This is a genomic window from Haloarcula hispanica ATCC 33960 (assembly GCF_000223905.1).
In the GTDB taxonomy this organism is placed as follows: Archaea; Halobacteriota; Halobacteria; order Halobacteriales; family Haloarculaceae; genus Haloarcula; species Haloarcula hispanica.
On the sequence record NC_015943.1, the window covers coordinates 165,923 to 186,616 of the forward strand.

The 20,694-nt window shown below is 53.7% G+C and carries 15 protein-coding genes and 1 pseudogene; 10 read left to right on the top strand and 6 right to left on the bottom strand.

The genetic code is table 11. From position 1 onward, the window contains the following. The first annotated feature begins 781 nt into the window (after nt 1-781). A complete protein-coding gene (locus tag HAH_RS15975; RefSeq protein WP_174878672.1) occupies nt 782-1,147 on the top strand; it encodes a hypothetical protein in 366 nt (121 codons plus the stop codon). A 9-nt stretch (nt 1,148-1,156) separates the two neighbouring features. Here HAH_RS15975 and HAH_RS19735 read toward each other — a convergent pair whose 3' ends face one another. After that, complete coding sequence (locus HAH_RS19735) at nt 1,157-1,309, bottom strand: hypothetical protein (RefSeq protein WP_023842963.1); 153 nt, start codon at nt 1,307-1,309, stop codon at nt 1,157-1,159. Nucleotides 1,310-1,883: 574 nt separating this feature from the next. Here HAH_RS19735 and HAH_RS15980 point away from each other — a divergent pair. Continuing rightward, on the top strand, nt 1,884-2,906 hold the full coding sequence (locus tag HAH_RS15980) for a hypothetical protein (RefSeq protein WP_014030736.1): 1,023 nt from the start codon (nt 1,884-1,886) through the stop codon (nt 2,904-2,906). Then, a complete protein-coding gene (locus tag HAH_RS19290) occupies nt 2,903-3,274 on the top strand; it encodes a type II toxin-antitoxin system PemK/MazF family toxin (RefSeq protein WP_008313532.1) in 372 nt (123 codons plus the stop codon). Before HAH_RS15980 ends, HAH_RS19290 begins: the two co-directional genes overlap by 4 nt. A gap of 746 nt (nt 3,275-4,020) precedes the next feature. Here HAH_RS19290 and HAH_RS15985 read toward each other — a convergent pair. Next, nucleotides 4,021-5,247: an SOSS complex subunit B family protein gene (locus HAH_RS15985; RefSeq protein ID WP_014030737.1), complete on the bottom strand. Its 1,227-nt coding sequence runs from the start codon at nt 5,245-5,247 to the stop codon at nt 4,021-4,023. Nucleotides 5,248-7,089: 1,842 nt separating this feature from the next. Here HAH_RS15985 and HAH_RS19295 point away from each other — a divergent pair. From HAH_RS19295 to HAH_RS16005, 4 genes and pseudogenes are all read left to right on the top strand, one after another. Continuing rightward, nucleotides 7,090-7,239 (top strand): annotated as a pseudogene (locus HAH_RS19295) (AAA family ATPase); the annotation flags it as partial. Between the two features lie 73 nt (nt 7,240-7,312). Further along, on the top strand, nt 7,313-8,005 hold the full coding sequence (locus tag HAH_RS15990) for a nucleotidyltransferase domain-containing protein (protein ID WP_014030739.1): 693 nt from the start codon (nt 7,313-7,315) through the stop codon (nt 8,003-8,005). Then, nucleotides 7,992-8,504, top strand: a complete 513-nt coding sequence (locus HAH_RS15995) for a hypothetical protein (protein ID WP_014030740.1) — start codon at nt 7,992-7,994, stop codon at nt 8,502-8,504. The genes HAH_RS15990 and HAH_RS15995 overlap by 14 nt, the downstream gene beginning before the upstream one ends. A gap of 1,378 nt (nt 8,505-9,882) precedes the next feature. Further along, nucleotides 9,883-10,602, top strand: a complete 720-nt coding sequence (locus HAH_RS16005) for a hypothetical protein (protein ID WP_023842961.1) — start codon at nt 9,883-9,885, stop codon at nt 10,600-10,602. A 690-nt stretch (nt 10,603-11,292) separates the two neighbouring features. On the opposite strand, the gene HAH_RS20050 is transcribed toward HAH_RS16005, so the two are convergent. The 3 genes from HAH_RS20050 to HAH_RS16015 all read right to left on the bottom strand — a co-directional run bounded on the left by HAH_RS20050 (nt 11,293) and on the right by HAH_RS16015 (nt 15,653). After that, nucleotides 11,293-11,448 carry a hypothetical protein gene (locus HAH_RS20050; RefSeq protein WP_169313213.1) on the bottom strand — a complete coding sequence of 52 codons (156 nt, stop codon included), beginning with the start codon at nt 11,446-11,448 and terminating at the stop codon, nt 11,293-11,295. 944 nt (nt 11,449-12,392) lie between these two features. Then, nucleotides 12,393-14,054 carry a DnaJ domain-containing protein gene (locus HAH_RS19315; protein WP_014030746.1) on the bottom strand — a complete coding sequence of 554 codons (1,662 nt, stop codon included), beginning with the start codon at nt 14,052-14,054 and terminating at the stop codon, nt 12,393-12,395. Nucleotides 14,055-14,060: 6 nt separating this feature from the next. Beyond that, complete coding sequence (locus HAH_RS16015) at nt 14,061-15,653, bottom strand: Hsp70 family protein (protein WP_014030747.1); 1,593 nt, start codon at nt 15,651-15,653, stop codon at nt 14,061-14,063. Nucleotides 15,654-16,004: 351 nt separating this feature from the next. On the opposite strand from HAH_RS16015, the gene HAH_RS16020 reads away from it, so the two are divergent. Then, nucleotides 16,005-16,298: a hypothetical protein gene (locus tag HAH_RS16020; protein WP_023842957.1), complete on the top strand. Its 294-nt coding sequence runs from the start codon at nt 16,005-16,007 to the stop codon at nt 16,296-16,298. A 3-nt stretch (nt 16,299-16,301) separates the two neighbouring features. On the opposite strand, the gene HAH_RS16025 is transcribed toward HAH_RS16020, so the two are convergent. Then, nucleotides 16,302-17,186: an IS1595 family transposase gene (locus tag HAH_RS16025; protein ID WP_014030749.1), complete on the bottom strand. Its 885-nt coding sequence runs from the start codon at nt 17,184-17,186 to the stop codon at nt 16,302-16,304. 366 nt (nt 17,187-17,552) lie between these two features. On the opposite strand from HAH_RS16025, the gene HAH_RS16030 reads away from it, so the two are divergent. Together HAH_RS16030 and HAH_RS16035 are read left to right on the top strand one after the other, a co-directional pair. Further along, nucleotides 17,553-17,873: a hypothetical protein gene (locus tag HAH_RS16030; RefSeq protein ID WP_023842955.1), complete on the top strand. Its 321-nt coding sequence runs from the start codon at nt 17,553-17,555 to the stop codon at nt 17,871-17,873. A gap of 392 nt (nt 17,874-18,265) precedes the next feature. After that, nucleotides 18,266-20,428 carry an NERD domain-containing protein gene (locus tag HAH_RS16035; protein WP_014030751.1) on the top strand — a complete coding sequence of 721 codons (2,163 nt, stop codon included), beginning with the start codon at nt 18,266-18,268 and terminating at the stop codon, nt 20,426-20,428. Nucleotides 20,429-20,694 lie beyond the last annotated feature (266 nt).

Here is a 20,694-nt window from a genome sequence, read left to right on the forward strand (position 1 = left end):
GGCGGGCGCTGGAAGCAGCGGTACATAAGAAATAAAACATAAGAGTCGGTGACGAACAGCGGATTTCAGGTAGAATAAAACCCGCCCACTCAGCCCCGGCTATAACTATTGGAGAACAGATATATCTCACCTCACTCCCCAGAGTCCGACCGGGACTGCACATGGCGGGCCAGCCCCACCGAGTGTCATGCGAGTCCACTGTGCCACGCACGTCGCCGGCCACGCACGTCTAGGGCCACGCCGATCACGACCACACTCGAGTTGAGCCAGCGCTGGCAGACCCACGCTCGACCCTCGCTCGCTTCGGCCCTCGTGGCGCACAACCCGGCAGCCACTGGCCGGCGACCACACCACTTTGTCCGGAGCTTTGTATCCGAATCCCAACAAGTACAACACGCCTTGTTTTCGCATCTTCGTGGTATCGTAATTTAGTGCGGCATTCAGCCGGGGGACTGTCCGATTCCCGGCGGGGATCGCGCCCGCTACTGCAGGCACGAGTGGACCGGCGTGAGGCGCGCGACCGCGCCGAGCGCAGCGCCCCGTCGTCCGAGTGAGCGAGAGTGAACGAGGACAGGACAGACGAGCATCGCGAGTCTGTCAGTGGCGTCGCGCGCTGGGACACTCCACCAGCCATCCAGCCCAGTTGCGCCCCGGCCGACAGACCCACGCCTGCGATACATCCGGGACTCGTGGAATCAGGACCTCGACGTGTGCCAGCTGGAGCCAGCCCAACCCGGAGCTTTTTGAGCGATGACGGACAAGTGTGCATCGCACCGTTCTCATGTCACAGCCACACCTTTCTCCAGAGCAACAGCCATCCGACCAGCGCCAGATTCCGAGTATCGAAGCGATTGGGCCGGTCGTCGACGAAGTGATCGACATCGCCCGGCAAGAACTCGATGCACCGCGGTCAGTGAAAATCAAAACATGGGAGGATCGCGAGTTTCTGGTGCGTGTCAAGCACGGCTCAGCACCAGGCGTAAACACCCGGTATGGATACGAGACAGCAATCCAGTATCACAGTGATCGGGAAACCGTCGAAGCCTTCCTGATCGAAGAGGATACCCACACTGATGAAGCAGAACGCCTCCTGAAGATGGAACTCGGAACGATACCCGATCCAGTACGAGAAAAAATTGGGGAGTAGACGACTGATTTACTTGTCTGTCAGTTCTCGATGGCAGTCCTCACAGACCTGCTCGTACTCTTCATCGCGCTCTGGGTCGTAGAAGGACCCGGCGCGAAACCGCACGGGGTTGTACCGGGTATTGAAGACTTCCTCACAGCGTGGACACTGGACGTCTCCCATTTGAGAAATCACCTCCCGGCGGCCCTGTCTGGCCGCCACCTGCCTGCGGCCACACAAAATTGAATCAAGTACTGTCCGGGACACCGGGCCCAGAAAACAGCTAACCAACACGAGCGGGGTCAAACCGATTAATGTGGGTTAGAGCAGGTTGGCATCCCCACGCTCGTCGCTGATTCCGAGCACAACCACATGGTCGGGTCTGAGCTTGTCGCGTACTTTTCGAGAGAGGGTCATAGAAATATGCACAGCTGATTTACTTTGGCGCACCCTGGCTGAGGAAGTATTGAGATAGAGAGTGTATGAAAGCCAGTGCAAGATATAGAGCTTCTATGCAGCAACAGATAGCGTCGGAAATAGAAGCCTGTCGAACCCCGAAATTCAGTATCCACTAGTAGGCACACCCCGTACTCAATATATAACTTCACCTGATGTGCGGCTATCTGATGTTGATACCTGCCAACCGCCGAGCCCTTATACAAAGAGAATAATATGGGTTGGAGACCCTGAAGCATCCATATCCGGCTAAGAAATACGATGAAAGAGATAAAGTGATTCGGTGCTAAGGTGTAGACATATGCTCACCCCCGGAGACGAGGAATCCCTTCTTTTGGATATAAAAGAGGGAATCCAGTATGCACTCTATCTCGGTAAACAGGAGGGGCGATTTACTGAAGACGAAATCTATCTCGATAAGATCCGTCTGAACAAGCTCCAGTATATTGTTAACGAGGACCGCGACTTGGGGCTAACTTTCGGCTGGTTCAAATACGGTCCTGCCCCTGAGGATGTTACCACAGACACCGGAGTAGCGTTAGGTCCACAGCCGGGAGATGACATCGCACACTTAGAGGAAAGTAGACTGCCGAGCAAAGACCATCTTTCGACAGAAGCATTTGCGTACTATTTCCTGAGAGAACTTGACGACGAATTTGATAGAATCGTGACTACAGAGGAGACGAAAGTCTACTTGGTAGACTTCTACGATGAGTATGCGCCAAAAGATGAGTATGCCACTCGATTTACTGATTTATATAAGGCCAGCGCACGCCTCCAACAAACACTTGATGCAATTGGGGGCGGGAAAGATTGGCATCAGAACTCGACAGAGTTCTATTATGAACTGGACAAGAAGTTCCTTCCGGTGAGTGAGGAAATAGCGAAGCTTGACTCCTTGGAACACACTCTAGAGCCGCTTGAAGAATACCGGAAGTTGCTGACCAGTATTATTTCAGAAGCTGACGCAGAAGAGGAACTATCATCGAGCCAGCAAGCCTTTATTAATAATGCTATTCGGAAGTTCTATAACACAGTCTGGGACTTCGTGGGCCAAGAAATCTCTCTTGAGACGATGAGGGGAGAGAATGTTGATGAGCTTCGTCCCAAGGTTGAGACGAATGCGAAAAAATACCGGAACGGCTCATGGAAAGCCGAGCTCAACTCTCTGGCAGAGAGGAGAGAGTCAGTAGGATTGGACCCAGAAATAGAGGATATGGAGAAACTAGAGTCGGGGGGAAACGGAGAGGATGACGAGCAGTCGCTAGATGAGGAAATGGTTAAACGCGTCTCCGAAATGGGTGCAGAGGTGATTAGCAATTGAGTTTCCCAGAATACGGGGACCTCATTCACGTTGACTTTACACCTTCTGAAGACTCCGAGCCGGGCGAATTTGAGGACCCTCATCCAGCAGTTGTAGTCCAATATACGAATTCCGATGACAGGGCAGTGGTCGTTGCCCCAGTTTCATCGCGTGACAAACAGAGCTTCTCTCGTGAAGTCAGACTTCCTGGAACAATTGATGGGCTAGACAGTGACTCAGTAGCTATTCTGAATTTGATAACCACTGTATCATTTGAGGGGCGAGTGAGACCGGAGGGCGATGATTCGGATTCGTGGCGTCTCGGAAAAGTTCCGCCGCAGAAGATGGAAGAGGTCCAAGAAAAACTTGAACGTCTGTTCCGAATTTAGCTATATCACAAATCGGTAGATATTCTCCCGATAGAGGTCTTCGATGTTTTCGTAGTAGTTTGGAAATAGAAGCCAATTGGATCAGTATTTACTCTTTCTTGACTGATCGCCGCGAATATACTTCACCAATCAACTGTTTGCGTTTACTTCCATCTTGTGCTGGCTGTGAGCCTTGATCTTGCACGCAATCTTGACAATACTCGGACAGATAGGCCTGAGAACTATTCTATGAGATGCTCTTCCCGCCGCTATCTCAGATACTTGACTCCAGTAAGGGCCACACGCTGCAGACGGACTAGCGAAAGATCGGTTCCCGTCCACTTCCCGGCGGCAGGCCGGGATCGCGCCCGCTACCGCAGGCACGATGGACCGCCGCGAGGCGCGCGATAGCGCCGAGCGGAGCGTCCCGTCGTCCTCGTGAGCGACAGCGAACGAGGGCTCGACAGACGACCAGCGGGAGTCTGTCGGTGGCGTCGCGCGCTGTCGCGACCCACCAACCACCCAGCCCGGTTTCTCCCGGGCCGGCTGGCCCACGCTCACACACACACCAGAACATCGGCTCTCTCACAGCCCCCACCAGACTGACCCACGTTGACGCGCTGGTGCGGTGGCGTGCCAGTCCGTGCGCGCGGTTGTCTCGCCGCCGCCCGCTGTGCCGGAGGCGGCGGCGAGGCCGCGTGCGCGAGCACCGTCGCACCGCCTGAGGAAGCCCCCCGCTCGATGGGGAACGCCCCCGGTGTCGGGCGTCAGTCGGCCGTCTGTCCGTTCTTCACATCCCGGTAGGTCGAGGTGAAGACCGTCACCGGCCCATCACCTTCGTTCTCAGCCTCGTCGTCTGAGTGGACCATGCCCTGATGAGTGGCGGCCCCATGCTCAGTGTCGAACAGGTCCGAACATCCGGGTTCAGGACAGCGGGCCTTCCCGAGCGTCACGGCGACCGCGCGGTCAGAATCCCGCTCGTTGGCCCACTGATGGGTGTCTGATTCTGCTTCCCACGACGCCGCCGTTCGACTATCGCCGGACGAACCGAACGAGCCGCCCCCGTGTCCGGTGGGCGCGGGACCGTCGCCGCGCTCGATGATGCACATGAGCGTGTCGCTCGTGACGGCCACCGTCTTGATACCGTTGTAGTCGTCGGGCTTGCCCCCGGAGATTCGCACCCGGTCGCCCTCGTGGAGCGTGCGCACCATCTCGCCGCCATGCATGGACTTGCCCCAGACCGTGACCTTCGCGCTCGTTCCCTCGTCGTCCTCGATATAGAGGACCTGATACTGATTGCGGGCGTCTGGCTCCGCGATGATGTGGGTCACTTCGCCCTCGACCGTACACTCGTAGCCGTAGGGCGAGACATCCGCGATAGGCGTGGGAGTTGCCAGTTCGTTCTGGGCCTCGTCCAAGACAGTAAAGGAAGCCTCATACAGGCTGTTACAGTCGCCCATCTGCCCGGACACAAGGGCCGCAAGTCGGCGGCTCGCCGCCGCCTGCGACAGACTGGTTTTGTCTGCCAGCGTCGCGGCCTGCTGGTTGACTCGCGCCAGCGTGTCGCGGTCCATCCACTGCCGAGGGTCAGCCGGAGAGCGGAACCCGTCAGCCCGTCCGGTTTCGGCGTCGGTGAGCTGGCGAGCCGAGGCTTCGCGGTCGGCACCGTCGACGTGGGCGCGTGCGACCTCGGAGTGTCGGGCTTGCTCGGCTTCGCGCCCGTGGCGTTCTTCCTGCTGTTCCAGCGTTTCGCCAAAGCGCCGGTCCGGACCAACCTCGGTCGAGCGGGTCCAATCATATGCCTCCTCCTGCCGGGCGTAGAAGTTGCCACGGCTATCGCTACCTCGATTCATCCTGAAATCGAGTTCGTCGCCGTGTTCGGTCTCTGCAACCGCCTCTAGAAGCTGTTCGGGGCCACCGTCGACGTGGGCCGAAAGGGAAACCGTCTGGTTGCTTGCCGATGCTTTCTTACCGCTGGAATTGCTAGCGTACATTGTCTTTCATAGCTCGTACGGAAAGACACTTGTCGGGTGTTCCCGCACCCGATTTCTGCGGCGTGAAACTGCCCTGCCAGCGCCGCGTGCGTCGTGTCTTTCCGTACGTAAAGGCATGGGTGCCGACTACTTAAAGATAACGGACCATTTGGATTGTTTCAAGTGCAATATTCGGGTGTCTGAGTGGTTTCTAAGCGGCGTCTTGTGTTTCGCGTTTCAAGAGAGAATAGTATATAAAGACCGTAGGTGGTTGACACCCCGGCGGGCGGTCCCATCGTGTGCGGTTGCGGTGAGCCAGCATCCCGCGCGGCCAAGCGAGTGCCGGATGGGTGAAAGCCCGGCAGCGCAACGAAGTGAGCAGCCCGGAACACAGGGCACGCAGTGCCCGTCCTCGTTCCGGCGAGGGAGCGCCGGCCGCGCGGGTTCCTCAGCCGGATCGCGCGCGACTCCGACGCGTGCGTTCGATTCTGCTGTGTTGTGCCGTAGCAGTCGGGTGGGACTGAAAGGGGCACGCCGCTGGCGCTTGTTGTAGTCGGGTCAGCGGCCCCTATCCGAACGTAGTGAGGATATGTCGCTGAGCGACCGCCAGCGGCGTGGGGCTTTCAAGAGCTGCTGGGCCGACACCGAGTCCGCCGTCGCGATGCTGTTCGGAGTAGTGCCGTAGGTCCCAGCAGTCCCGTCGAAGCCAGCAGTCCCGCCCACAGCAGTCCCACGAGTCCCGCCGTCCGAACCGTCGCCTCCCACGCCATCGTCACGAGTGCCACAGGACTCGCCTCCATCCCCAGCAGTTCCAGAACCTCCTGCCCGCCACACACGAGACACACGCCACCTGTACCCTCTCTGTCCGCCTTCGGTCTACGCACCGGCTCCGGCAAGAGCGAGCGTGCCGCCCAGCGGCGGCTGCCCGGCGGTCAGGCGTCACACCAGCCAGCCACCCGTATCTGCCCGGCCGTCAGTCCCACGCTGACACACACTCGTCTCTCGCGCTCTCAGCCCGCCTGCCAGCCCCACGCTGCTATCCATCAGGCATCCGAGGGTGCCATACAACGTTCCCCACACCACTCATGACTCTCCCAACAAACGGTCAGTACAGGCAAAGCACTTACCGGAGTCGCCGGAGGGCTAAGTCATGAAGCGGCGGCAGTTCCTTCGTGTTACTGCAGGTGGGGGAATCGGCTTTCTGACGGGCTGTTCCTCTACTGGCAGTAAGGGGTATGCGACGATGCAGGAATTCAGTTTGGTAAACACAGGATCTACTGTGGTTCCAGTGGAATTACGGATAGAACACACTGATACTGGTGAAATAGTTCATACGGAGACTCGTGAACTGACGGTAGACCCTGGTTGGATTATCATCGATTGTGTCTGGCCAGATGCACCCTTAACGGTAATGGTCCGTCATCAAGATGGAGAGTGGAATAACTTCAAGACAGAAGATAGAGACGGCTGTGTAGGTGTCATAGCTCAAGTACGGCGGGACCAGAGAACATCATTTTACGCGCATAACGCTGAGTGTCCAATTGATGACCCGAGTTGCCATACTAATTAGTCCGCATACTTACTGAGAAGGTAGTTCTCTCTCAAGAGTGGTGAAACAAACTACCCTATGAACTGTTCCATGACACCGTAATCAGGTATACCTCTGTTTCGCCCGGCCGTCTGCCCCACGCTGAGAGGGACCGACTGCCAGCGCGAGTGGAGTCGTGTCCCTCTCGTCTCCAATCGCGCGTTTCGAGTAGTGAGATACGCGGACTCGACCACGACTGAGACCACCCTTAATCTCGACGGCCTCCAAGCTGTCCTTCGGGAGCATCCGGTCCGGCTCGCAATTCTCTTCGACTCTCACGCCACCGAGACGACCCACGGACGAAACGGACCGTCCGGACGTACCTCTCCAAAATGACGCAGTACAACCTCCTCGAGGCGGAGAGGACGAGTCGAGACCGAAAGTACTCGCTCGTCGATTCGGCAGCTGCGTCGCCGATGCAATAGGTCGAGACAGCTCCGAGAACTCTGTATCTCTTCAGTATCAAGATTTTTGGCCCTTTGAACCATTAGACCAGCCATGAATGGTGACGCAGTTCAAAGTGAGAATCCGAAAGAGGGATCTTACGTTCGGCTCCCCATCCCGCTCGGTGAGCCCGACGCTTTCCGATATGGGGCAACTGCTGATATCCTCCATATCCTCGTCGACAACCCAGATCGAAGGTTCACGAATCGAGAGCTCCACCGGGTGACGGGAAAAGGACTGAGTAGCGTGAATGCCGCCGTCGATACGCTCGAAGCACTTGGCGTGATTACCGTCGACCGATCTGGCCGGGCGAATGCTGTTCAGATGGATTCAGCAATGCTTGTCAAGGCCGATGATCCAGTGACGACCATTCCACAAGCAGCGTATCACGCACCAGTCAGAGCAATTCTGAGTAGACTAGAAGAACGGGTTACCGACGAAATCGGCGTCGTCCTCTTCGGCAGCGTCGCACGAGGGAGCGCTGATCGAACGAGCGACATCGACCTGTTCGTCGTTGTCGAGGGCGACCGAATGCAGGCACAGCGTGAGGCCCACACCATCGAACAGGAGATCGCCGACGAGGAATTTGACGGCGATCGGTACGAGGCCCATATCGTCGTCGAACCCCGCGAGTCGGCCGCGAACCACGACCAGATCGGCAACATTCTTGCCGAAGGGCTGACGCTCCGAGAGTCGCCAGCACTCAACGCGATAAAACAGGAGGTGTTTGGAAATGGGTCTGAATGAAGTCGTCGCCGCACTCGAACACGCCGAACAGTTGCTAGAGGATGACCAAACCGGGCCGGCACAGGACTCGCTCTCCTGGCAGCGGGCTGACGACGACGCTGACATCCAACTCGGGAAGGCCTGTGCCATGCTGGGGACGTGCCGGCAGCTTCGGCAGGGAACGAACAACTACGTGAGCATCGTCGAACTGTCGTTCAACGCCATCGAGCGCTCGTTCCAGTTCTACCTTGTAGAGATGACGGCGGCGGAGTCAGCAGATTACATTAAACACGAGGAAGTATTCGACGACATCGCAGTGCGAAACGTCTTCTCCGACGAGGACGTCGCTGGTCGGATCGAAGCCTTCCGCTCGGAACATCGGGCACGCTTCTACTATGACATCGACCGGCCCGGTCGAGACTTCGCCATGGCAATGCACGACTTGGCGGAAGAAATCCACCAATATCTTGTGGAGTTTGCTGACGCTCACTCCCGGTGCAGCTGCGACGATCGAAAATGAATCCGTAAAGGAATTCTCTCAATTCAGGTAAAGAACCTCGGGGTAAATCCCCAAGGCACTCGCCTTACCTATCTGTAGAGGCGATGGATAGCTCTCTATACTGGCCGATGTACATCATGAACAGAGTGAGTGACTGTGTTTCTTCCCCAGGTGATCGGATCGTAGATCACCCTATCGAGATAGGACTTCTGGACACACACTGCCGCTGTTTGGAACCGGTAACAATCTAGGGTATCATCGCTCACCGTGAGGACGCCCCGCAAAAACTTCGCCACTCGTCTGTGCCTGCCGGTGCTGGGTACGAATGTCTGGTTGGTCGTCGGCTTCGGTGCTTGGAGACTGTTCGTCGACGGACTGCTGTTCGGTACTCATGTTCGGGAAACCCCTCACTCTCTCGGGGGGACACAAAATTGAGGGGTAGTACCGTCACCAGACTGGCCGGTACAATATTTCAACTACATTTTGACGAAAACGTCTGGATGCTCGACCTGATACAGAGATGTAACGAAGCGGTTTCGTCTGTCGACAAAACGGTTGATTGGGCTGTTGGTGGCTCTTGAAAACGAATCTTGACTCATTGCATATATCTTGTTCTCATAACGTACAAGCATAACCCAACAGCTATTGCTGAAATATATAACATTGCCAATGCTGTCTCACCAACATATATCAGACCAGCTATCATTAGCAAAGAAAAGGAATAAGCGGACATTTCCGACCACGAAACTTGATACGCTGTCATACTCTTGGATAAGAGAATCTCTGATTACGCGACAGTGTCATTAAATAACGAAATTCTGTCGCATGTTGATTATGTATCCTAACGATCAATTTGTATTTCATACCGACTTAGTGTTTCCGGAAATATATGCGTTTACAATCACATTACTTCTACAAATATCGACAGACTCCAGACGGGTACATTGTGTCTGAAGAAATGTATTTACGCATAGTAGCTGAAAAGATGATGAAATCACGAATGAATATATTCAACTAGATACTTCTCGCTCGTATTCGATTTCGACGACGGCATTGGTGCAACCTAGAACACAACAGCAAACACGAGGACGGCTCTGTGGGCCAGAGTCTGGCGGCCGAAGCGCTCAAATCCGTCGTCGGCAAAGACAGTCGGCACAGTCGTTGGCGGCGCTGCAGGCTGGGCCACCCAGAAAGGCGTCGAGCGATACGGCGGCGGTCTCGCCAAGCGCCTGCCCGACGGCGTCCGCACTCGATTCAACGACACTGTCGATACCGTCACCACCAAAGCTGATATGTGGGCCAGTGACGTCAAAATTGGATACGATGCCGTTACCGGTGGAGTCCAATCTGGTGGTGCTGGTGACGGGAACGCCGACAAAACCACGAAATTCGAATGAATATGGATACTAACATCATCGGTCATGACGAGGAGGATTGTGGTGTGGAAGTGTTTGACGAACGGGGGAACCGCCATGCAGTGACCATGTCCTGGGACGGGCAAGTGTGGGAACACGGAACTGGCGACTATCCACACAAACGCGAAGACCGAACAGACGAAGAACAACGAATAATGACCCAGGTCGAGGCTCGAGCACGGTTCGCCGCCCAACAGGAGTTCCCGGACGCGGATATCCTGAGCCCGATGTGGCGGCCAGACCACATCAAGGCCGGCATCGAAGCGTTCAGCAACTATCCCATGGAAGAGTTCCTCAACGACTTCCGGGAGTACTACGACGCCCTTCGAGACCCGATGCAGTACATCGACGATAGTCCCGTCAACGAAGAGTCTATCATCATCAATGTGATAGTGCACTTCAATGACGGCGAGGTACTCGACGTTTCAGATGTGGGTATCCACTACAAACTCACCGACGGCAGCGAACATCGCACTGGCCCACTGCCATCCTATCCCAACAAGGAACTCATCTTCGCGATGCCGGAACTGGAATTCGCCGATGGGTTCGATTACGAAGAGGAATTCGCCGACGTGATTATGTCACACTTGATGGCCCAGATACGGGACATCTACCTCAACATGGGCGAAGACCCACCAGCCGAATACCGGGTCGAAGGCATCGGGAAACTCAACATCGTCGGCGACGGCATTGGCGCGACCTAGAACTCTGACACAATCGCAGTCCTCCGTGGCTCTGAGCCAAAGTCGGCGACCGTTACGACGACTCCCAGTCAGGGTCATCCGTGACCGACAACACGGCCCAGGACCTCTCAGCCACGTCGGCAGTGGCTCCGAGAGGCGGTGCGGGCGAGGGAATCACCAGAGGCTCCGAATACCTGTATCCAGATGACCACACAGAGTCACGGAAACTGACTAGCATCCTTTATGCGGCAGACGTAGCACAATGGTGCCGGAACTCCTCCTTCCCGACTTGATCGGATTCGGTTCTGGAGGGAACGGAGGGCGGTCATTCAGAGTCGTTATTTTTTATCGACACATATCCATCTGCCTGTTGCTTTCTAGTGGCTGGTCGTCTCATGAGCCGGTGTACTGACCCCCAGTGACCACGAATCGAATGAGAGTTCGTGTGTAAATCAACCTATCAAGATGGGATACGTCGACAGAGACATTCACTGACTATCTGGGAACTCATTGCCCACCACGGGAACGACCCGCAAAAACTTCGCCACTCGTCTGTGCTCGTTGGTGCTGGGAACGAATGTCCGGTCGGTCGTCGGCTTTGGTGCTTGGAGACTGTTCGTCGACGGACTGCTGTTCAGTGCTCATGTTCGGGAAACCCCTCGCCCTCTCGGGGGGACACAAAATACGGGCGAGTACGCGGCCGACGGGGACTCAGGCCTCAGCGACGTCCCGGACAGAGAGATGACCGCTGGAACAGACGCCGGCGTGACGCCCGACAGCCATGCAGGGCCCGTACGCTCCGTCGACAGACGCGATGCGCTCGGCGTCGAAGATCGGCGCGTCGCACTCGTCGGTTCTGCAGGTCATATACTGAGACGAGTCACTAGACATCACGCATCGCCCTCCATCGCTTGGTGACGGAGCTCACTTTCGTCTGGTAGATCCCAGCCGTGGTACTCGCGAGCGATGTGGCGGGCTCGCCTAACGTTGCCCACGACGCCGGCTGCTAGAGACTGATGCGCCTCAACGCGCTCTTTCACGTATGCAGGATGGTTGCGTGTGTACGTGCCAAAGCCGAGGCTGTCTGGCCCGCTCTGAGCTCTATGAACACTGAGTCGATATATACAAGAGTCTGTATTTGATATTAAAATGTAACATTTCATGCAGTGATTCATTTATGTCGAAACCTAATGTCAAATCTGTAGCTAAAGACGTCGCGATACTCGCAGTAGGCACATTCATCACCGGCGTTATTCTGGAGTTTCGAAATATCTCAACCCTTGACCTTGGAGTATATACTGTGGGGTGTCTAGTGATTCTTGCGTCCTCTTGGTTGATCTATCCCGGATCCGGTGAGGACCACACACTATACGATGGGCAACGGTTAAAATCGTATATTTTGACTGTTGTTGGAGTGTTTTTACTCACTCTTGCGATCCCTAAAGGGTGACAGCGCGGACACCGACCAGTATCAATAGTGGCTGCAACAGGCCGGTTGGAACCCCCGGAGATGCGCGGAACTACTATGAAATCAGTATCAAAATATATGCCTCGGTTTTAGATATAGCGGCAACATAGGCTGGTACATACCCTGAATTAGTTCAGACATCCTGTTAAGCGCCGTGTTGATAGCGGTCTCTGAACCGTGGTGAAGCTATGCTGGTCTTGAATCCACCACTGTCAGCAGCTCACAAGACGAATCAAATTGCGACCGAACACGAAGATCCCGCTATTCAACACAGCAGATTTCCTCGGCTTCGTCCTTCTAACCCGTGATAACCACCGATTAGATCGCTATTCAACGCAGCAGGTTAATCGGTGATGGGGTCGATTATAATACCGTATACATATGCGAATATCGCTACCCCACCGATGAGATACTGGTGAGCGAATGGATATGCCACTGGCGCTTGATATGTGGGCCACATAGCCCAGATGATGACACCGACTCCAGCGCCAGTAAGTGCGCTCCAGACAGTATATGGAATCTGTTGTTTAGATGGGATTTTGTGCCAGCCGACATCCCATCCCATGAATAGTACTTCGACAATTGCTGCGAAGAGGAAGTGCCAGCTCAGTGCTAAGATAGTTAGTAGGATACCACGGGGTCTGATCCCGTTTGAGACGGCATAGTAACCTCCCTCAGACAGTAGATAGCCAGGCATGATAGGCTCGAACCATGGGAAGTGAACGACTAGACCGATAACCATCATCGAGACTAACGTAGTTCCTGTTGGGACCTCTCTGCCCCCTATGAGTCTTGTGTATGTGTAGGCCAGAGCGAGAGATGGACCAATCAAGACGAAATAGAATTTGAATGATCCATAGTATAGTAGATGGAAGGACTGGGAAGCCATGTAAACCGGCGTGTGCAGTGCTAGTAGAAAGAAGACACCGCCGGGGAGCCACGTCAGGGTCGGTGAGATATTCAGCCATTCGTCAACAGTTGGGATATCTTGGTCCTTATTTGGATATCGACTCACTGCAAGAACACTCATCAGCCCCCCTGACCCAGCGGCTGCAACTAGAGTGGCTGTTGGTACTGAAAGGTCTGTCACTACACTTTGGACAGTAATCGGTGCTGCGACTCCTCCTAGAATAGATAAAAAGACTCGGGGGAGACGGAGAAATCGCCAGAGGACTTTTATTTTCCGAAACGTTCCTGTGATAGCTAGTACCGATGGGATAGTGAACGACAAACGTAGCGATATGTCCGGTTCAATGACTCTTGATGCAGCAGTTGAATCACTCAGCGCGTTGTACTGCCCCCTACTGAGAAACGCAGTAGCGATACAGCCAACTATAACTGCAAAGAGATGGAGAATCCTTGACCGACTAGGAGGTCGTTTTGGAAACGCTTTGACGCCAAGGTAGCCCCCTCCCCTGAAGCCATAAAATGGCTCCCAGCTTGTGAACTCTTCCCAAGCCTGTTGATGTATCTTTGTCCTGTCGTCAACAGTCTTCTCACCAGATTCTGTTTCCGCTTTCGTCTCAGAGCTGGTTTGCTTTCGTTGATGCTGTTCTTTGTCACTCGCAGACTCTTGGTTACCCGTTGAGCTACCTGCTCTGTTAGTACGCCAGTCGTTACTGACTTCCCGATTACGTGTCTGGCCGTGGGTTTCGTTTTGCCAGCTTGACTGGGTGGCTTGCGATTTACTCTCCGTCCTTGACTCCGATCGAGAGTTTGGTGACGAGTTGTGAGCGTCCGTAGCGTTACCGGTGGGGCTGGTTGACTGGGTATTGCCACCCTGAGTTGTGGATGAGTTGGATTGTGATGATTTGGATGTTTCAGCGGCGAGAAGAACCTTGCGTGCTTTTTTCACTTCCAGAAACTTCTTGCGAGCGTTTGGCAGATCTGACGTATCCGGGTGGTATTCTTTTGATTTCTCCCTGAATGCCTTTTGGATATCGTCGTCATCGAGATACCTATTCTGCGGGAGGTCAAGTACGTTACGCGCTGTATTACTGTCCATCGATAGCTATCGGTGAAGAGCGGGAAGGTCAGGATTCGTGCCCCCGAGCGTCTCTTCTTCTCTATTAAATCGAGTTTCGATTTCGGTCGTGTCCGATACATCTGCATCAAGTGAAACGGCAGTGAAAGTGATAATTCCGTCAGAATCGATCTCCATAGTGGCACGCTGGCTGTACTCGTCTAATTCTTTCGGCGGGTACGGGCCAAGAACGAGTTCGCCGATTTCGTCGTTTCCTTCGAGTGTCCCTTCGTCCCCCTGGTAGATTGTGAACCTCGTTTTAGTTTGGTGTGCTCGAACAGGGGTGACGTTGATTTCAGCACGTGCTGGGATTGACTCCCCGCTTTGTATGAGCGGTTGGAAGTAGGTATCGTTCGTTTTTGGCTCCTGAAGCTCAACGCCAAGTGTCCGGGGCAGTGCATCAATAAGGATTGGGTTTGAACCCTCGTTGATAGCGGCTTCCCCTTGGGATACTTCGGTAGATGGAACAATATTTGTGGTAGAAACTGCTGGAACTTCGATGTCATTCAAGATGGCTGCCTGTGTAGCGGCCCCTAACGCAACGATCTGGTCTGGGTTGAGGTCTGTCCGAGGCTCCTGCCCGAAGAACTGCTCGACGGCAGACCTGATGGCGGGTATCCGAGTAGCTCCGCCAACCAAGAGGACGTCGTCGAATTGACTGGGGGTGAGTCCAAGGTCGTTGAGGAATCCGTTCATGATGTCGATTGTTTCTTGAGTTGGGCCGGCAGTGATCTCAGCAAATTCTCCCCGGGTTATGTTCAACTCATAATCAATGGTGTCCCCATTCTGAAGTTCAAGGAAGGGGAGTTGATGAATTGCCGATGTTCGGCTCGATAACTCGTGTTTGACTTCTTTCGCTGCTCCGAATAGTCGCTGATTAACCTTCGGATTATTAAGAGCAGGAGGACTCCCGTATTCGTCTGCAATGGTATCAGCAACCCAATTAACTATGAGACTATCGTAGTCGTCGCCCCCAAGATCAGTCGCTCCGTCGACGCCTAAAGTTTCAATGACACCGTCATCGATCTTCACGGCCGAGCAGTCGAAGGTGCCACCGCCAAGGTCGTAAACGAGGACCCGCTTTCCGGCTGTAGATTGGAGTCCATAGGCGAGACAGGCGGCTGTCGGCTCTGGAAGCACGCGGTCGACATCGATCCCAGCAATTTCCCCGGCTCGTTTGGTAGCGCGGCGCTGTGCATCTGAAAAATATGCTGGGACGGTAATGACGGCGTTAGAGAGGGGTCGATTCAGTTCATTTCCGGCGTCTTCAATGAGTTTCTTGAGGATGAGGCCACTGATTTCTTCGGGATGATATTGATCTGGTCCAAGTGAGAACGTTTCGTCTGTCCCCATGTGGCGCTTGACTGATTTGACCGTCTTCTCAGGATGGTGAATGGCTCGATTATCGGCCTGCCTGCCGGCAAACACACTCTGGGAGTCTTGATCGTAGCTGACGACTGAGGGCGTTTTCTTGTCTCCACGCGCATTTGGGACAACCTCAAATCCGCCGTCGGAGACGGTTGCGACGACACTGTTGGTAGTGCCGAGGTCAATCCCGATTGGAAGATTGGATAGTGTCATTATAACAAGGATGCTACATTAACACTGCATTATCTTGAGTGGTTTTCATGTATATGTCGTATTATCATTTTATACGAAAAATATTTTGCTCTACTTCTTACGTCTGCTATCAATTATAAGATCTAGATTGTAGATCCGGATTTATTACGAGTAGTGTCCGCTATGTCTTATTTTAACGTTTCCATCTTATTTCAGTTAGAAAAACTGGTAGCTGCGATCTATAAATTTAGCACTTAGAAATCGTGAGTGTAGTGTTAATAATGGCCGCGCCAAGATTATCATATTAGATATTATCTCGGAACATGGCAAACATTTATTGTAACTACAGTTCTATAAATAGCAAGTATAAAAATGAGTGAGCAAGTCGATCCCGTCTCATTCAGCTATCAAAAGAACACGTTGGAAGCGAAGCCCCAATTCTCTAAAGTTCTTAATTACATAACCGAAGGTGAGCAGTTCAGTCAGACAATAATCCAACTGGGTATACTTACCGAACAGCTGTATACTTTAGAGAAATATATGGTTCTTGAAACAAATAATCGCACGACTACAAACGATGATTTCAGGCTTGAAACGAAGCGGGATGATGAGCTAATAAAAAGAGAAGCAACAAAGATAGAACGCTCTTGTGAAGCACGTTGTTGATTTTCAGAGGACGGCGTTGAGAGCAAGTTTGAGCGCTTCTTCACCTGGTTTTCTGTAGAGTTCGCGGCGGAGCTGAAAGGCTCTAAGATACGGCGTTAGCTTGTCTTTTGACACTCCTCGGTGGGGCGAGAGCCACCGTCGCGTCAGCGACGCGTGGCTCTCGCAGGTGTTGACGTGGATGTCGCCGTCAGCGTATTCTCCGTCGCCGTGGACGACGTATTTGCGGGTGAATGCGTCGTCTTCTTCGAGCGGTTCGTACGCCCGAAATCCGTCTGTGTAGACAGTCAGTGACTCCTCGTCGTGATTTTCGAGCAGGAGTCGAATTGTCGATTCGTCGGCGGATTTCGCTGGCACGACGTACCGATCGTCCGAGCCACGATCGACCAACGTAAACACCGGCGGCTTATCGCCGGCGTACGATCCTCGCCCACGCGTGGACAGGCCACGCGAGCGCGACTCTCGGTCGCGCTCGCGGCCTTTCTTCCCAGCAGAGACGTACACTTCGTCGATTTCGACCGGCCCAGACAGCGTGATCGAAGGCGCGTCGAGCGCCTTGGCGAAGCGCTCGACGCGCAGTCTCACTGTTCTGTACGAAAGATTGAGTTCGGCCTCAATCTGCCGAATGCTCGTGTTAAACCGTAAGAACACGTAAATCGTAAAGTACCACTCTTTGAGCTTTAGTTTCGAGTGAGCGAAGATCGTGTCGGTCTTGTCGTTGAACGTCCGACCGCAATTCTTACACAAATACCGCTGATACACCCGATAGCTGCCGTTTCTGACCGTCAGGTCAGAACGGCAGCGGGGGCACTCAACGCCATCACGCCAGCGAACCTGTTGGAGCAGGTCCGCTGCAGCCGATTCCGACACGAACCGGCGTAGTGGGAACATATCGGGCACCGCTGGCGCGGTGCCCTTGCCCTCTTCGACTTTCAGCTGCAGCTCTCGCTATCAACAATCTACCTCGCAAGAGCGAAGATAGAAAGAACAGTATTGGGGGAAGCTCGTCATGTTGAGATCAATATGAGTGAGTATTCTGAGCGCACGTTGCACGCGGTACAGTGGCTCCTATCGAAACTAAGCCAGGATTTTGATGATAGGAGAAAAGAGGCAATTGGAACGTTTTGTGCGGAGACCGGTCTCAACGGAATCTTTGAAGAGCCTGAGCGGAACGAACAATCGCGATCTACAAACAGTGAGCCCCTCCAATCGCATCTCTACAATAATCAAAAGATGCCACACGTAGGGCAGCTATAGATGGCGATGAGGAAGATAGATATCGTCTCACGAGTTCCACAGATCGACTCAATCATATGTTTTTGCGAACCCCACAGTACCGAGTACGGTAATAAAGTCTATGTCACCTGCCCATACAGAGCTAAAGGCGCACTCAAAGATTTGGACTGGAGTGAGACTCACAGACAATGGGATTCCGAAGATGAAATGTGGCAGATTGATCTGAGCGGACTTGCATATGCAGCCGAAACCCTCGCAAAAAAGGGGTACAACTTGGCTGTTACAGAGGATGTAGCAGCAGAAGTCTTGGATGAGCCAGACCCGGAGATTGAATTCGGATAGGTGCTAAGATAAGAGAACGATCGCGGAGTAGCGCCTATTTTCCCACACCACACCTTTTATCGACGGAATTTGCTGAAATCCAGTAGAGTAGCGACTGGCCCACGATATAAACCGGCTCCGGCAAGAGATCCACTTGCATTGATTTGAACTCAACCAGATCTAACCGCTGATTCTCGGATCAATTCACCAGTCAAGAAGGATACTGAGTTTGTGAAGCATTTCACAGCCTGTTAGTCGCTTGGAGGTAATCAAGCGTAACTCACCACACTACTAGTGCTCTCCTGTACTCACTGTAGTCATATCTAGTCTTACTGGAATTCGTACGGTAATGAAATAGCATTTTTTATACATTTCATGGCAACTTTTTACCGTGTATATATAGACGTATTACTGTGGATTTCATACCGACCGAAGTCGATACAGGGCAGAGAGGTAGTGAGGCTGAGTTGCCGGTCTGGGATGCAATCAAAAGCGCGTTCGGAGCGGACGATCTGGGTATAGCCTACTACAAGTATCCAGTCATCGACAAGAGCGGTGAGGACTATGTTCGAGAACCTGATTTTGTGGTTCTGCATCAAGAGCTGGGGCTCATTGTTATCGAGTGTAAAGGCTACCAGATTGACCACATTGATACAATCCAAGGACAGGTATGGAATCTCCAGGGACTAACCCAGTCGAAGGCGAAACCTCATCCACAAGCCCGGGATCAGGCGTTTAAGATTCGGTCGTATTTCGCTCGGGAAAGCGAACTCACTGACGAGATGGGCCGGTGTAAGATTCCAGTGAACGTGTTCATTGCGCTCCCCAACATCTCGCGTGAGGAGTGGACCGAATGCGGGTATGATGAACTCCCGTCGACACCGCGGGTACTCACCTCAGACGACCTTTCACCCCAGTCACTTCGTGACCAGTTAAACAAGACACCGAAGATGGAGGCACTCTCCAGTGAGGAATTCCGTGCTGCTCGGTCAGTCCTCGGTGGTGGAACCGTCATCGGCAACGAGGGAACTGCTGCACCACCAGATCCAACTACCAAAGGAGAGTTCTATGATACAGTTGAACAGCGCCTCCCGAAGCTTGATCAAAAACAGGAGGAGATCGGGATTCAGATTCCCCCTGGCCCTCAGCGAATCCGGGGTATTGCAGGCTCTGGCAAAACCATTCTGATGGCGATGAAGGCAGCCCGGATGCACGCAAAACATCCAGAGTGGGATATTGCGGTCACGTTTATGACCAAGAGTCTCTATCCCCAGATCCAGAGTCTTATTTCTCGCTTCTACTGGCATTTCGCAGAGGAAGAGCCAAACTGGAACAAATTGCGACTGCTCCACGGCTGGGGTGGCCACACAGTGCTTGATGGGATGTACTATGTTCTTTCACAGAACACGCAAACACACGAATTCCTCAACGTCGGCGACGCTCGTGCTCGGTTTGGCCGATTCGAAAAAACACCGGACTTGCTTGATTCCTGCTGTGGCTCTCTTATCGAATCGGGAGAAGTCCCCACGATGTTCGATGCGGTCTTGATCGACGAGGCCCAAGATTTCCTCCCGAATTTCTTCAAAATGTGTCGCGAAGCACTTCGCGAGCCCAAACGGCTTGTCTGGGCGTATGATGAGGCCCAGAGCCTGAACTCACTCACGGCACCTCGATCCGAGAATATCTTCGGGACTAACGACGATGGCGAGTTGCTTGTTGATCTGAGCGGGTCATATGAGGGTGGTATCCAGAAGTCCCAGATAATGCGGAAAGCGTACCGCTCACCGCGAGAGGTTCTCATGGCGGCCCACTACTTTGGAATGGGACTGAAACGAGAGCAGGGTGCCGTGCAAGCGATCACAACAAAGCCCGGCTGGGAAAATCTCGGATACGAGGTCGTTGATGGTGACTTCCGCCGCACAGGCGAGGATGTCCGAATTCGTCGCCCTGAAGAGAATTCGCCACATCCGCTGAGCGAACACGAAGAGGCTCGTCCATTCGTCCGCTTCTCCGCTGCTGAGACGAAACGCGAGGAAATAGAACTGATTGCTGAGAGTATCTCACAGGATATTACGGCTCACGGGCTTGACCCAGAGCAGATCATGGTCATTCTCTTGGATCGAGAAACACAGGAGAATGCGGATGAGCCGACGGATCGTCTCGATGAAGCCACGGCTGATGATATCGTCTTCAACCGAGTGTGGGACGGTGAATCGAGCGTGTTCGCGGTCGACGATGAAGTAACCGTTACTCGGATCAACCGTGCGAAAGGGAACGAAGCGGCAATGGTCTATATTTCTGGGTTAGAGCATGTCGACAATGTCTCTAGTGGGCAATCACTGGTCCGGCGACGCAATCAGGCCTTTGTCGCGATGACTCGGACTCGTGGGTGGTGTCACGTTACTGGGACTGGTTCGTGCGACGCGTTCGATGAGATGCGATCAGTGCTTGATGGGGTCACGGCAGATGAGCCTGAAATGGTTTTCCCCGCTCCTGATCCACAGTCACTTGAAAACGAAATGGAAGCAGAGCCCGAACCAACGACACTCACTGATTTCATCCCGGAAGAGGAGTAGTCCGTCTTGGTCATTTTGGGTTGAGCTCAATTGATGGGAAACTGAGACTGTAGAGGCGGTGCCAAGGAGTGGCGAGGTAGAGTGCCATCACCTGTATGGGTTCTTTGCAATATCCCAGCGTCGCTCAGACATATCTGCTCGCGGGTTCGGATAGCTGCGATACGTTTCGAGATTATCTGGTAGCGCTCCAAGAGTGTCTGGCGCCCTGTGTTGGACGCTGATTGCGTGACCAACCTCAAGTGGGTCCGGACTTTGCCAGTTGTGGC

Coding starts and splice junctions, on each gene's coding strand:
- HAH_RS15975 (WP_174878672.1), top strand. CDS start 782: ATGTCACAGCCACACCTTTCTCCAGAGCAACAGCCATCCGACCAGCGC.
- HAH_RS15985 (WP_014030737.1), bottom strand. CDS start 5,247: ATGTACGCTAGCAATTCCAGCGGTAAGAAAGCATCGGCAAGCAACCAG.
- HAH_RS15980 (WP_014030736.1), top strand. CDS start 1,884: ATGCTCACCCCCGGAGACGAGGAATCCCTTCTTTTGGATATAAAAGAG.
- HAH_RS16015 (WP_014030747.1), bottom strand. CDS start 15,653: ATGACACTATCCAATCTTCCAATCGGGATTGACCTCGGCACTACCAAC.
- HAH_RS19735 (WP_023842963.1), bottom strand. CDS start 1,309: ATGGGAGACGTCCAGTGTCCACGCTGTGAGGAAGTCTTCAATACCCGG.
- HAH_RS16005 (WP_023842961.1), top strand. CDS start 9,883: ATGGATACTAACATCATCGGTCATGACGAGGAGGATTGTGGTGTGGAA.
- HAH_RS16030 (WP_023842955.1), top strand. CDS start 17,553: ATGGCGATGAGGAAGATAGATATCGTCTCACGAGTTCCACAGATCGAC.
- HAH_RS15990 (WP_014030739.1), top strand. CDS start 7,313: ATGAATGGTGACGCAGTTCAAAGTGAGAATCCGAAAGAGGGATCTTAC.
- HAH_RS16025 (WP_014030749.1), bottom strand. CDS start 17,186: ATGTTCCCACTACGCCGGTTCGTGTCGGAATCGGCTGCAGCGGACCTG.
- HAH_RS15995 (WP_014030740.1), top strand. CDS start 7,992: ATGGGTCTGAATGAAGTCGTCGCCGCACTCGAACACGCCGAACAGTTG.
- HAH_RS20050 (WP_169313213.1), bottom strand. CDS start 11,448: ATGACCTGCAGAACCGACGAGTGCGACGCGCCGATCTTCGACGCCGAG.
- HAH_RS16020 (WP_023842957.1), top strand. CDS start 16,005: ATGAGTGAGCAAGTCGATCCCGTCTCATTCAGCTATCAAAAGAACACG.
- HAH_RS19315 (WP_014030746.1), bottom strand. CDS start 14,054: ATGGACAGTAATACAGCGCGTAACGTACTTGACCTCCCGCAGAATAGG.